Source organism: Brasilonema octagenarum UFV-OR1, assembly GCF_963888615.1.
Lineage (GTDB): Bacteria > Cyanobacteriota > Cyanobacteriia > Cyanobacteriales > Nostocaceae > Brasilonema > Brasilonema sennae.
In genome coordinates this window covers 1-13,618 of record NZ_CAWPKW010000275.1, presented here as the reverse complement: position 1 = coordinate 13,618, position 13,618 = coordinate 1, and the positions used below count along the sequence as shown (strand labels likewise).

Sequence of the window (13,618 nt, the reverse complement as noted above, 5' to 3'; positions counted from 1 at the left end):
GTTGGAATCCCTCACCAAACTTCGGTTCGCTTGAGAGAGGATGTCAATAGAAAACTTCCACCTTCTTTAAGTTCTTGGATAAAGCCGCCCATTTTGCATTTGCATCACTCGATGATTACACCTGCGGACTAACTGTTCATCATGGGTTGTCACTATCACTGTTGCTCCAAAAGAATTTAACTTTTGGAAAATTTGCATGATTTGCCAGGAATTCTCTGGATCAAGGTTTCCAGTTGGTTCATCTGCTAAAAGAATAGGTGGTGTTCCCGCGATTGCTCGTGCAATACCTACTCGTTGTTGCTCTCCACCCGAAAGCTGTTTTGGAAAGCATTCTGCTTTGGAATGTAAACCCACCAGTTTCAAACTAGGTTCTAAACGCCTTTGAATTTCCTTGCGCGTGTATCCTTGAGCTTTTAGCGCGAGACTAACATTTTCCGCCACTGTCCGCCGAGAAATAAGTTTATAGTCTTGAAACACAACACCAATGCGTCGGCGAAAAAATGATAAGCGATGACCCCTCAAAGGTACCATATTGTACTCATTAACAATCACATCTCCCTGTGTTGGTAACTCATCCCCATACAACAGCTTTAAAAGCGTCGATTTACCAGAGCCACTTGCTCCTGTGACAAACAAAAATTCACCCTTTTTGACTTCCAAGTCTATATTGGCAAGAGCATGACAACCATTGGCATAAGTTTTCGACACAGAGCGCAATTGCACCATGAATTCAACATTACCATTTTGCTGTTTTGTTTCGCTGTTTTGAGTCAGGACGGATTTTTCAGGAGCTTTTCGCTTGGTTAATAGTAGCATTGGAGGAATAATAGTTCTAGATTTGAGATTGAATACAATCAGTATTCCCAGGTGAAATCTAGCAACCTTGAATTCAAAACAAGTTTTTTGGCAGTAGACCTCTCCAAAAATGGCTATGAAACCTTTACGACGCTTGCACTAAAAATCGATTTTTGGAGAGGTCTAGTAGAAAATTTTTCTGAGTACTTAATCGTTGGTAGGTATAGCAATTTGATTTGTGTGAAAGTGCCTGCGCGTAGCGCATCAATTGAGAGATACAGATCTCCGACAACTTTTACGAAGTCGGAGATCTTATTTTTGACAAATGATTTAGGATTGGGAAGGTGGACAACTAACAATAGTTTACAAATTTGACGTTACACCAACTCCTGACACTTGAAAAAACCGGTAAATTAAGGCTTTAAAGGCAAATTCAGGCAACGCCAACATTCTTCGCCAGCGCCAAGGTTCTTTATATAGCCGATATAGCCATTCTAAATTGTTATCTGCTAGCCAACTAGGAGCACGAGTTTTTATCCCTGACCAAATATCAAAACTCCCTCCAACACCAATCCATATTGCTTGAGGACACAAATGGCGATTATTAGCAATCCATAACTCTTGACGTGGAACTCCTAAACCAACAAAAATCACTTGTGGCTGTAGTTGCACAAGAGTTTGTCGCAATTGTTCTTCTTCTTGTTGTGAATGAAAGCCAGAGTGAGTACCAACTACGACCAAATCTGGAATTTGAGAGAGCCAAAACTCTGATGCTTTTGCGGCTACACCAGGCGCTCCTCCGTAGAAAAAGACCTTTGCCTTAGTCTGTGTCTGTCCAAGTTTTTGCAAAAGTTTTTCTGCTAATTCAATTCCGGGAGTTCTCTGGACTTTTTGCTGCAATAGCCATTGCAGGTAGAGAACAACTCCCGCTCCATCTGGAACCACTAACTCAGCAGTCTGTATGATCTTTGCTAGGGAGGAATTCCGCTCTGCTTGCATGGTCATTTCTGCATTCAGAGTGACGACATGAACTCCTGTACCCTGCTGCAAACCTTCTAGCAACCAGCTTGGATAGTCAGTTGTCACATGAACTGGTAACCCCAAGACTGAAAACTTTCTAGGCAGTTTAGACATAGCCTATTCTTTATGAGCCTCGCACCAACTACATAGATAGAACAATAGCTTATCAAATTGTTTCCAGAAGTTTAAGTGAGGGAATTTTACAAAATAGATGTTGTGAGGGCACTCTCCGGTAAATTACGGAGATTCCAAAAAGTAGATCAAAACTCAGCATTGTAACTTACGCACTGTACAAATAAATCATGATATGTATCTAGGACTTGCGCCGGAAAAAACTTACGAGTCAGAGTTATAAATCTTGCCGTAGCAAAAAAACTTCATAAGAGGTGAAACTCGCGCTTTTACAAAGATTGATGCTCTCCGGCAGACTTCACGCGCAACCTAGTCTGCTGGCAAGGAACTCCAGTTAAGTTTCAATAAAAATGAAGCAGCATAACTTGTGGTATCTATTTAGATGTTAGGCTACTCCCTATAGAACTCAGGATGCACAATAGAATCTATCTATATCAGGTACTACTCCTAAGCAGGAGAAACATTTTGTGTTTGTGTTTTTATTGTTAAAGCTAATGTTAAAGAAGGATAATTATAAACTCGGGTGTATTTTAATCTAACACACAAGCTGTGGAGACTTAAGCGGGCAAGTATCTTATCAAATTCTGTGACAAAAAGGGGATGCCTTTATATGTTAGTCTAACTCAAAAAGCTCTGTTATCTTTTTCCACAGGCATCTTTACACTGCATCTTCAGCAGACTTTTTTGTAAACTCAATTTTACAGCTTTTGAGTATAAGGGCGGTAATAGACTATGGTTAAAATTCGTGTTGCTTTGATTGAAGATCATGATCTGACCCGTGTAGGTATTCGGACAGCTCTTCAGCAAAAGGAAGAAATTGAAGTTGTAGGCGAAGCGACAAATGGTGTCGAGGGTTTAAAAATGTTAAGTACGCTACAACCAGATATTGCCATTATAGATATTGGTTTACCAGACAAAGATGGAATTGAACTAACACGCGAGATAAAATCTACAGTTGATGGAGAAGAATTAGCAACAAAAGTATTGATTTTGACGCTACAGGATAATAAGGAAGCGGTGCTAGCTGCTTTTGCAGCAGGAGCCGACTCTTACTGTATGAAGGATATTAAGTTTGACAATTTACTTGAAGCTGTGCGAGTCACGTATAACGGTAACGCTTGGATTGATCCAGCGATCGCCCGAATTGTATTGCAACAAGCTCAAAAAAATCCATTCTCGCCTGAAGTTACAAAATTAGACAATAAAACTAGTTTACAAATGTCTGTTGATAGTAGCCTAGAAAAAGAAAATCAGCCCCTGGACACAATCGATCCTTACACTTTAACAGAAAGGGAATTAGAAGTTTTGCAATTGATTGTAGAAGGTTGTAGCAATGCGCTAATCGCGGAAAGACTTTACATCACAGTTGGAACTGTCAAAACACACGTCCGAAATATTTTGAACAAGTTATGCGCCGATGACCGTACACAAGCCGCGGTTCGCGCATTACGTTCTGGACTAGTGGGATAGAGTTTACATTCAGCTTTGGAAAACTCTTAGAAGAGTTACTAGAATTTAGAGAAAATTTGGAAAAATTCGAGAAATCATGAGTTTAAATAGGAGAAATTTTATTTACTTTTGCTTTTGTCGAGTGTATTTTAATGATGACATGGCAATAGCAAATAATTGGGTTAGTATCAAAGTCTTTGGAAAGTCAAATTAAGTATGACTGAGATAGAGACAGGAAAGCTTAAGCTCATGGTGGTGGATGATGAGCCTGACAACCTACATTTACTCTACCGTACTTTTCGGCGAGATTTTCAGGTATATCAAGCAAGTAATGCCCTCACTGCCTTAGATATCTTGGACAAAGAAGGTGAGATGGCTGTGATTATCTCTGATCAAAGAATGCCAGAAATAAATGGCACGGAATTTCTGGGTAGAACTGTAGAGCACTTTCCTGATACAATTCGGATTTTACTCACTGGTTTTACTGATGTCGAAGATTTAGTAGAGGCGATAAACTCTGGTCAGGTCTTCAAGTACATCACTAAACCTTGGAAGCCCGAGCGACTCAAAGCAGTTGTTGAGCAAGCAGCTGATATATATCGAGTCGTGAAAAAACGCACACAAGAGTTGAGTCGCGCCTTGCGCAGAGAATCTTTATTTAATGCAGTCACAACAGCTATTCGAGAGTCTCTGGACTACAACAGTATGCTACAAAGAATTGTCGCAACAGTGGGACAGACTTTTGAAGCCAGTTATTGCGTGCTCAGACCTGTGGAGGGCGATCGCCTAACACCAGATCAGTTCTGCTACCAAGATCCAAAATTCCCAGATTCGAGTTGTGATTTAGGCCTAAATCTTTTGATTCGCGAAGTTCTTGAAACCCGTCAATCACAAAAAGTCCTAAGCATACATGATGAGAAAGCTTGTCAGAAATTGGTTGTGCCTCTAACATGGCAGCAAAATGTGCTTGCTGTTCTTGCTCTCAAGCAGCATCACCACGCTCGTTCTTGGCAACAAGAAGATATCGATCTCATAACAGGTGTTGCTGAACAAGCAGCTCTTGCGCTCTCTCAAGCAAAACTTTACCAACGTCTTCATCACAAGCAAGAGCAAATCCGCGCTGAGTTGGAAGTAGCTCGCCAAATTCAAAACAACCTACTCCGTCAAACGATGCCGGACATCAAGGGTGTGAGGGTACAAGCCTGTTGCTACCCTGCTCGTGAAGTGGGAGGCGATTTTTTTGAAGTGTTTGTCCATCCTAAAGGAGACTTGTGGTTGGCTGTGGGAGACGTTTCTGGTAAGGGTGTCCCAGCGGCTTTGTTCATGGCTAGTGCTATCTCAGTGTTGCGCCGAGAGTTGTCTCAGGAATCACCGCCTCTACCAAATGTGGTTATGCAAAATCTCAACCATACTCTCAGCGATGATTTGATTAGCAACAATTGTTTTATCACCGTCGTCTTAGCTCGCTATACTCCCAATACCAGGGAACTAGTTTATGCTAACGCAGGACATATATATCCCTTGGTTTGGTCATACCGAGAGACTGTAGAAACAAAACCCAAATATCTCAAGGTACGTAGCGTTCCTCTGGGTATCTTGCCTGTATGGCAGGTCATGTCTAGTCAGTTGATTCTTGCTCCCGGAGATATCCTGCTGCTAGCTAGTGATGGTGTTACTGAAGCAGAAGTATTAAATACTAAAGATTTTGGTGCACAATTCGTCGATAGCGCCCAGCGAGTCAACCGTTCTATGCTGAATCAAGAGGGTCTGTGGCAACTGCTTAAGATAGAAGCTCAACCACTTCATCTTAACCACTTACTAGCGCGTATTCAAGCAGACAACCGAGTCCAAGAAGATGACCAAACTATACTTTCGCTGGAGGTTTTGTAAGTGATGAAAAGCGAGCTTCATGTACCAAGTGACTTAAAGTTTTTAACCATCGTAGAAAACTGGTTGGTCGGTTGCTTGGAAGTTCAGTTTAAAGGTTCAGTTGATTGGTCAAAGCAATCAAGTCGCTTGCGCTTAGTTTTGGTGGAAGCCTACTCTAATGTGGTACGTCATGCCCATAAAGATCAACCACTATTACCAGTTCTCATTCGTTTAGAATTGAAAGACCAGGAAATTGCATTGGAAGTTTGGGATCATGGCAAAGGCTTCGATTTATCTGATTATTCGCCCCCAAATCCTACTGATCAACAAGAAGGTGGCTACGGTTGGCTAATCATGCATCGTCTGATGGACAACGTGGAGTACCAGCTACAGGTTGAAGGTGGTAACTGTTTGAAGCTAGAAGTCACCTTGCCGAAAATTACTACTACGGCATAAAAAATAACTGCTCTAGCTCTGCCACAAAAGATGAGTGTGCCGATTACCACCAAAGTCAGGGCTTAACAATAACGCTCTCCTTGCATTAGCATAGACCAAGCCATTTAAAATCCTAAATTCAGAAATATTTAACAATAATTATAATTTTTGCTACCTTTATCTTGTGTAGGGGTCTGGGGGAGCTATAAGACCCACGCCATACACGAAGTGTATGGCGTTGGGATACATGGACTCTCATTAGTACCGTCTGCCCGACGGGAACCTAAACAGCCTGTGCAGTCGAGCTACCGGGGGCTAATGAAGGTCAGTCTAGGCAAGTGGCGAAAGCTTGAAAGAAAGTAACCAGGAAATCCAAGGTGTAAATCTTGGAAGCCCTCACCATCATCAAAGATTATGGTGAGGGAGGATGTCACGTGCTTACTCATCGCCTCAAATTGAGTAATTCTTTGGGAGAGGCTAAAAGTTTTATTCTCGTATAAAGGATTTCTTTTTGTTGATTGAGGATAAATATCCACAAGACATTAACACCACACCAAGAAGTTTGTGCTTTGCCTGTCACCTGAAATTGAATTTGCTCCTCCTCTAAAGTCTCGACGACACCTTCACGGGGGTAAGCTTTCACGTTTTGAGCCTCTTGTTGTAAATATCGAGTAATAGCATCTCGTCCCACAATCCCAGATTCAAATGGAGGATGCATAACACCATCTTCTGCAAACAAAGCAGCTGTTTCCTCAAATTTTCCTGCATTCAAAGTTTGAAAGTAATCCAGCAGAGTTGGTTCTGTAATTCCCGAAATCTGGAATTTTTCCTCTACTTTTGTGGGTGTAGATTCATTATCTGTCATAAATTTACCTGTATGACGATAGCTAACAATTCATTCATTGAAATACAAAAGCAACCAGACTCGAAAGCTACTTTTGAGGTATATTTTCTAGGCGAGCACAAATCATCTAGCGTGTTAGTAGACCAACGCCCATGTAAGTCACAACTTTGACTCAATAGTGTAGAATAGGAAAACTATGCTATAGGGCAAATAAAAAAAAGTAAATGAATAAATCCCCCCGAACAAATAGCAGTGAGGTGAAAAAAAAAGCCCTAGAGTTGGGATTCCAAAAGGTTGGAATTGCTGCGATAGATGGAGAGAATACAACACACGAGACCCAAAAATTGCAAACTTGGATAGGGTTGGGTTATCACGCTGATATGGAATGGATGACAAATCCTAAGCGCCAAGATATTCGTAAGGTTATGCCAGAGGTGCGAACGATCATTAGTGTCGCCCTCAACTACTACACAGATCATCAACGTCCTGGAACAAGGGAATACGCAAAAATTTCTCGATATGCTTGGGGACGAGACTATCATAAAGTCATGCACAAAAAACTTAAGGCAATGACAACCTGGCTGCAAGGACTTGATGAAGGAATTCAAGCACGATACTATGCAGACACAGGTCCAGTACAAGATAAAGTCTGGGCACAAAAAGCTGGACTTGGTTGGATTGCAAAGAACGGAAACGTGATAACCCAGGAGTATGGCTCTTGGGTCTTTTTAGGGGAAGTGCTGACGAATTTGGAGTTGGAGAGCGATCGCCCACATACAGAACACTGTGGTACTTGTACTCGTTGTATTGACGCTTGTCCAACGGGTGCTATTACTCAACCGTTTGTCGTCGATGCGAATCGCTGCATTGCTTACCATACGATTGAAAATCGCAATGAAACATTGCCCCAAACAATAACATCCCACTTACAAGGCTGGGTTGCTGGTTGTGATATTTGCCAAGAAGTTTGCCCTTGGAATCAGCGTTTTGCTAAACAAACAGATGTTGCAGAGTTTGAACCGTATCCTGGGAATCTTGCGCCCAAGCTGGTAGAATTAGCCCAAATCTCAGATCAAGAGTGGGATAGACAATTTTCGGCATCAGCGTTGCGACGGATTAAGCCAGATATGTTGCGACGGAATGCCCGTGCTAATTTAGACGCATTCTCACAGGCGAAAGAATGACCCAGAAAGTAATTATTTTTGATTTTGATGGCACAATTGCTGATACAGTAGATGCTTTGGTAAGTATTGCCAATCGTTTAGCTGGAGAGTTTGGATATATACCAATTACCCAAGACGAGCTTAGCCTTTTGAGAAACTTAAGCTCTAGGGAAATCATTAAATACTCAGGAATTTCAATTTTAAAAATACCTTTTTTGGTCAAAAAAGTAAAAACTGAGTTAAAAACTAAAATTAAAGAATTAGAACCAATTTCAGGAATTAAAGAAGCTTTAGTTGCTCTTAACAATGAAGGTTATAGGCTAGGAATTATCACCTCTAATTCTCTAGAAAATGTGACAGCTTTTATTAAGGTTAATGATTTAGATAACTTATTTGAGTTTATCTCTTCAGGAGTGACAATTTTCGGCAAAACAACAATAATTAATAATGTATTAAAGCAAAAACAGATTAAACCTCAAGAAGTTATCTATGTAGGAGATGAAACCAGAGACATTGAAGCATCAAAGAAAGCAAATATTAAGGTGATTGCAGTGACTTGGGGGTTCAACTCAGAAGAAGTATTAGCAAAACAAAATCCAGATTTTATAATTCATCACCCAAGTCAACTGTTAGAGGTGATAAATTGCATTAATTTTTAGTTGAATTGTAAACTGACTGCTTAATAGAAACTATTATTTATATTACAAATTCGGGAGGTAGCAATCCTCCCGAATATTTTCCCATATGATCAATGAGAAAAGAGTAAAATAACGCTGAATACAGATTGAATACTTATCTTAGTTGATGTTGTTATCAAATCCAGCCAATATTACTTTTATTGACTCTTTTCCTTGACTTTTTCTACCAAATCATCACTAACGTTGGCTACAGCTTCAGTTTTAGAACCACCAACATCTTTTGCCATATCTATGTAATCACCAGGATTACTAGTTTCCTTGGCTTGTGTTTTTGTCTATTCCGATTCACCCACTTCCTGCTTAGGTGCGGTCGCCTCTTCAGCCGCTTTGGCACCTTCACCTGTGCGATCAACTCCACTGACGCTCAATTGCTGTGCAGCTTGATAATCTTCTTCTATATCCACGCCTGGTGCTTTTTCTTCACCACTAGCGATGTTTTCAGCGGCTAATTGTGCATCCTGGGTAGGAGCTTCTGATGGATTGGGCTTCACTTCGTCAGGCATGACTAACTCCTGCAAGTTTTTCTTTATCAATCTGGTATTGTATCAAGAGTAACTCTTCCATTCTTGGCATCTGTGGATAGATTTTTACCTCTATTAAAAGGTAGATAAAAGTCTATTTTTGCATTTTTTAAAACTCTTTCTCTTGGTGGTCGATATTAATGATCAAACTCTGATAGGCCTAAGTTTGGTATGTAAAATAACCTTAAAGAGAAATTACAGCACATTGCAAGTAAATGAAGTACAACACATAGAGCTATAGCCATAGTCATCTTCATTAGGACGCTGCTTGCTTGAGAACGACTTGGATTGCCGAAGCGTCAATGATCCAAGTGAAGTAATAAATATCCTTTATACTCTACGTCCTAACTTGACTGGCTATGGCTATATCAAAAAAAGGCGATAAGCCGATAGCGTTGCAAGAGCGTCCCTCTTAGGGACTAGCGTGACGTTAGTCATAGGCTTGACGCTCCGCGTATCGCGATTGCACATAAGCTCAATGTTATTGCATCAATGGAGTAGTATTCACAAGCTAAGACACCGCCAAATGACCCAGATCAGATGGACTCAGGTGAGAGTGTACAACATCACCGTCACGAAACCAAACAACACGCTGTGTTTGACGAGCAACTTCGGGTTCATGGGTTACCATCACAACAGTGATACCACTGGCATTGAGTTCACCAAAGATATCCAATACTTCTTGGGTTGTGCGCGAGTCGAGTGCGCCTGTCGGTTCATCGGCGAGGAGTAAGACTGGACGGTTTACAATGGCACGAGCTATAGCCACCCGTTGCTGCTGTCCACCAGATAGTTGAGTTGGTTTATTATTCAGACGCTTTTCTAAGCCTACTCGCTTGAGAGCTTCTGCGGCTCTATCACGTCGTTCCTTACCGTTCACACCAGCGTAGATCATCGGCAGCATTACATTTTCTAAAGCGCTCAGCTGAGGTAAAAGGTGAAATTGTTGGAATACAAATCCCAGTTTTTTATTGCGAATTTCTGCTAAATCTGTATCTTTCATTTGGGCGACATCAAGCTTATCCAGGTAATAATGTCCCGAACTGGGGCGATCCAAGCAACCAATGATATTCATTGCCGTGGATTTACCAGAACCAGATGGTCCCATGATTGAACAGTATTCACCCTCCTCTATAGTCAGATTAACACCGTTGAGTGCTCGCACTTCAGCTTCGCCACTACCGTAAACTTTAAAAACATTTTCTAAACGAATAATCACTGGTTGATTTCCCGGATTGGGAACGCGGGAGTCAGTCAGTGATAAAGTATTTGGCATATAAATTTTTAACCGAATTTAACCTAACCCACTATCAGTTTACCTAATAGGGCAATGCTGCTCTAGTCACCTGCTCAGTTTTAAATTCTTTTAACAAAAAGAACTCAGCAACTCCTGAGTCAGAAGTCAGAATGAACTTCTGTACGACTGGGTAACTCGTCTTGGGGTTTAAATAACGACAGTTAACGGGGGTGTCTACAATTGGTTAGCTGCCTTCCCTTTCCAATTGATTCTGAGTTCTGCGTTCTGACAACTGAGTTCTTCTTCAAGCACTTCTTAACGCTACAATTGGATCGAGTTGAGCCGCACGACGTGCAGGTACAACACCAAAGAATAAACCAATACCACCAGAAACACCAACTGCAAGGGCAATTGCTACAGGAGAAATTCCTGCTTTTAGTGGAGTCAAGGCTGATACTACCATAATGCCGCTCACACCAATCGCAGTGCCAATTAACCCACCTGCTGCTGAGAGAATGATCGCTTCTATGATGAACTGTGACAGAACATCTTGCTGAGTTGCACCAATAGCTTTACGTAAACCAATTTCTTGAGTGCGTTCAGTAACGGAGACGAGCATAATATTCATGATGCCGATACCGCCGACAAATAGGGAGATACCTGCTACAGCAGCCAGCATAATTGTCAAAGCACCTGTGATTTGACCAACAGTTTGCAAAGCATCCTTTTGAGTACGGATGGTAAAGTCATCTTCGCTGATAATTTTGTGCCGCAGGCGTAGCAAATTGGTGACTTGAAATTCTGCCGCATCAACACTGTTGCTATCACGAGCAGAAGCAACAATATAATCTAACGCAATGCCATAGGGAGAATTCCGTCCGACAAGTCGATTTGCTGAGGTTGTGATTGGCACCAATGCTGCTTCGTCATAATCAGCTCCCAAGCTTGAGCCTTTAGCTTCTAGGACACCAATAACTTGAAAGCTAGCATTTTTGATTCGCAACTGCTGACCTATGGGGTTACTAGTACCAAATAATCTTTCTGCTAAATTGGCACCTAGTACAACAACTTGATTATTGCGCTTTATATCAATGTCGGTAAAAAACCGACCTTTGGCAGTATCAAAGTCCCGTACTTTGGGAAAGCTGGAAGTTGTGCCAATGATGTTGACATTGGTATTTCTGTTACGGTAATTGGCTACATATCTGCCATTTAACTCCGGCGCGACTCCTGCTACTGTTGGCACTTGAGAGGCGATCGCCTCCGCATCTTCCAACACTAGATTTTTCGACACTTTCCTGCTAATACGCTGAGTTTCACGATTACCAGGAATGACAAACAAGATGTTTGGTCCTAGGGACTGCAATTCCTTGTTGACAAACTTTTGCCCTCCTTCACCAACCCCAATCATGGCAATCACTGAGGCATTCCCAATCACAATACCCAGCATCGTCAGGGCGCTACGTAACTTATTCGACACCAGGGTTTTACCTGCCATCTTCATACTTTCAAGGATGTTCATTTCTTTTCCTGTTCCTGCTTTTTCTGAATCATGTAATCTGCAGGTGGGTTGAGAAAGATGCGATCGCCCCCTTTAACTCCTTCTAAAATCTGAGTTTGGTCTTTGACCTGTGCTCCAATTGTCACAGGACGAAACTGGGGTTTATTCTTTGCATCTGGCACTAAGACACCTGTGTTACCCTTTTCTGTCACAATTGCTACAGTTGGCACGAGTAAGGCATCTTGTACTTTTTCACCTAAAAAGGTCATGTTCACGTTCAGACCAGAACGCAGTTTGTCTAAACCTGTATCAATTGCAACTCGTATCTGGAACAATGTGACACCTTCTTCTTTGACTGCTTCAGGAGCAATCAAGCGCACATGACCTTTAAATACTTGATCAGGATAGGCATCGGCGACAATTTCTACCTGCTGCCCCTGCTTAATTCTACCTATATCAGCTTCTGGGACACTCGCCAGAACTTCTAAGCCGCGTGCGACAGCAACAACAGAACTAGAAGTTGCCGATGCACTTGAGGAAGCGGAAGTTGTTGGTGTGACGTACGCACCAACATTGGCGTACTTCTGGGTGACAATTCCGGAAAAGGGAGCGCGGATAATCGTATTGTCTAAATTTACTTGCTCTGTTTTTAACTTAGCTTGAGCAGCTCCAACAGCTGCTTTACGTTGGGCAATTTCCTCAGGACGGGAACCTGCTTGTGATAATTGCAAAGCTGCTCGTGATTCAGCAACTGTTGCTTCTTTTTGAGAAATTTCTTCAGAACGAGTGCCAATTTGTTGTAGAGATAGGCGTTTTTCAGCTTCTAGCAAACTCGCCTTAGCAGCATTATCTTCACTTATGGCTTGGTCAAGCAATTGTTTTTTCTCAGCTCCCTGCTGGTAGAGAGATTGGTAACGCTTGAGTTGTTCGGTTGTATATTTAGCCTTTGCTTGAGCGGCATCTACTTGAGCTTGTGCCTGGGCAATTTCTTGAGGACGATTTCCTGCACGCGCTTGAGCGAGTTGTGCCTCTGCTTGTGCTAAACGTGCTTTTGCTTGATCAATTTCTTGAGGACGATTCCCAGCAACGACTTGATCCAACTGTGCTTGGTTCTGTGCTAAGTTTGCACGAGCCTCAGCGATTCGTGCTTGAATATCTGCACTGTCCATCTTGGCAATAATTTGCCCTTGGGTAACCTTGTCGCCTTGTTCAACATACAACTGTACCAGAGTTCCAGAGTTTTTCGGGCTGATATTCACGCTTTGAACAGGCTGCACTATACCACTAGCAGAAATTCGCACAGTCACATCTTTGGCTTCTACTGGGACAGTCAGTGCAGTTATGTCTTGTTTGCTTGTCCCCCGATTGACAAATGTGTATGTTGTGGTTGCACCAATCACCAATACTCCAGCTGCTACTAAACCAATCAACCAGCGTGCTGGGTGCTTAACTTTTTTATCAATTACAGGAGTTTCTAAGTATGTAGTCATAATAGATTGTCATGATAATAGCTTGATATCAGCGTCTTTCAGTGTAAGAGCAAAACGAATAATTTGGAGTTTTTACAATTTTTAGAAGGCTTTTGAAAATAAAGTTATTAATAAATCAATGACTATGTAAACATCTAAAATATACAGTAGCTTAATATATCTTCATCTTATTGGTCAAGACTTCGTTATGACTTCACCTGAATGGGTGACTTTTACAGTTATTATCAACACTATAAAAAATTTTGCGTTAATTGCCATTTTTTGGAAGAATGATAGTTCTACAGCCAGACAAAAAGGGGGAAAACGCAGTCGCACCTGATCTTTAATATTCTGAGTTTAGTTGTCTAAATCATTAGCTTGTCGTTGAAAATTTAACTCGGGTACTGGTATAGCATGACATTGTTTAAGTGATACGCATGCAGGCGTCTGCGCTCCGCGCAATCGCCCCTTTAAGCACACCGCCA

11 protein-coding genes and 1 pseudogene are annotated in these 13,618 nt (G+C 41.7%); 5 read left to right on the top strand and 7 right to left on the bottom strand.

Going from position 1 to position 13,618, the window contains the following annotated elements; all coding sequences use genetic code 11:
• Positions 1-66: 66 nt before the first annotated feature.
• Together ftsE and AC5590_RS23270 are read right to left on the bottom strand one after the other, a co-directional pair.
• On the bottom strand, positions 67-816 hold the full coding sequence (ftsE, locus tag AC5590_RS23275; RefSeq protein ID WP_169265773.1) for a cell division ATP-binding protein FtsE: 750 nt from the start codon (positions 814-816) through the stop codon (positions 67-69).
• A 342-nt stretch (positions 817-1,158) separates the two neighbouring features.
• Positions 1,159-1,929, bottom strand: a complete 771-nt coding sequence (locus tag AC5590_RS23270) for a WecB/TagA/CpsF family glycosyltransferase (RefSeq protein WP_169265772.1) — start codon at positions 1,927-1,929, stop codon at positions 1,159-1,161.
• A gap of 750 nt (positions 1,930-2,679) precedes the next feature.
• On the opposite strand from AC5590_RS23270, the gene AC5590_RS23265 reads away from it, so the two are divergent.
• The 3 genes from AC5590_RS23265 (at position 2,680) to AC5590_RS23255 (ending at position 5,721) form a co-directional block, all read left to right on the top strand.
• The gene (locus AC5590_RS23265) at positions 2,680-3,417 is read left to right on the top strand and encodes a response regulator transcription factor (protein ID WP_169265771.1); all 738 of its coding nucleotides are present in this window, start codon (positions 2,680-2,682) and stop codon (positions 3,415-3,417) included.
• Between the two features lie 195 nt (positions 3,418-3,612).
• Positions 3,613-5,286: a SpoIIE family protein phosphatase gene (locus tag AC5590_RS23260; protein ID WP_169265770.1), complete on the top strand. Its 1,674-nt coding sequence runs from the start codon at positions 3,613-3,615 to the stop codon at positions 5,284-5,286.
• Between the two features lie 3 nt (positions 5,287-5,289).
• Positions 5,290-5,721: an ATP-binding protein gene (locus AC5590_RS23255; RefSeq protein WP_169265769.1), complete on the top strand. Its 432-nt coding sequence runs from the start codon at positions 5,290-5,292 to the stop codon at positions 5,719-5,721.
• Positions 5,722-6,142: 421 nt separating this feature from the next.
• On the opposite strand, the gene AC5590_RS23250 is transcribed toward AC5590_RS23255, so the two are convergent.
• On the bottom strand, positions 6,143-6,565 hold the full coding sequence (locus AC5590_RS23250; protein WP_169265768.1) for a nuclear transport factor 2 family protein: 423 nt from the start codon (positions 6,563-6,565) through the stop codon (positions 6,143-6,145).
• Between the two features lie 203 nt (positions 6,566-6,768).
• On the opposite strand from AC5590_RS23250, the gene queG reads away from it, so the two are divergent.
• Both queG and AC5590_RS23240 read left to right on the top strand, forming a co-directional pair.
• The gene (queG, locus tag AC5590_RS23245) at positions 6,769-7,728 is read left to right on the top strand and encodes a tRNA epoxyqueuosine(34) reductase QueG (protein WP_169265767.1); all 960 of its coding nucleotides are present in this window, start codon (positions 6,769-6,771) and stop codon (positions 7,726-7,728) included.
• Positions 7,725-8,366 (top strand): HAD-IA family hydrolase, encoded by a 642-nt coding sequence (locus AC5590_RS23240; RefSeq protein ID WP_169265766.1) that lies wholly within the window; start codon positions 7,725-7,727, stop codon positions 8,364-8,366. Before queG ends, AC5590_RS23240 begins: the two co-directional genes overlap by 4 nt.
• Positions 8,367-8,542: 176 nt before the next feature.
• Here AC5590_RS23240 and AC5590_RS23235 read toward each other — a convergent pair.
• The 4 genes and pseudogenes from AC5590_RS23235 to AC5590_RS23220 form a co-directional block, all read right to left on the bottom strand.
• A pseudogene (locus tag AC5590_RS23235) lies at positions 8,543-8,908 on the bottom strand (hypothetical protein).
• Between the two features lie 529 nt (positions 8,909-9,437).
• Positions 9,438-10,202, bottom strand: a complete 765-nt coding sequence (locus AC5590_RS23230) for an ABC transporter ATP-binding protein (RefSeq protein WP_169265765.1) — start codon at positions 10,200-10,202, stop codon at positions 9,438-9,440.
• A 265-nt stretch (positions 10,203-10,467) separates the two neighbouring features.
• The gene (locus AC5590_RS23225; RefSeq protein WP_169265764.1) at positions 10,468-11,685 is read right to left on the bottom strand and encodes an ABC transporter permease; all 1,218 of its coding nucleotides are present in this window, start codon (positions 11,683-11,685) and stop codon (positions 10,468-10,470) included.
• A complete protein-coding gene (locus tag AC5590_RS23220; protein WP_169265763.1) occupies positions 11,682-13,154 on the bottom strand; it encodes an efflux RND transporter periplasmic adaptor subunit in 1,473 nt (490 codons plus the stop codon). Before AC5590_RS23220 ends, AC5590_RS23225 begins: the two co-directional genes overlap by 4 nt.
• Positions 13,155-13,618 lie beyond the last annotated feature (464 nt).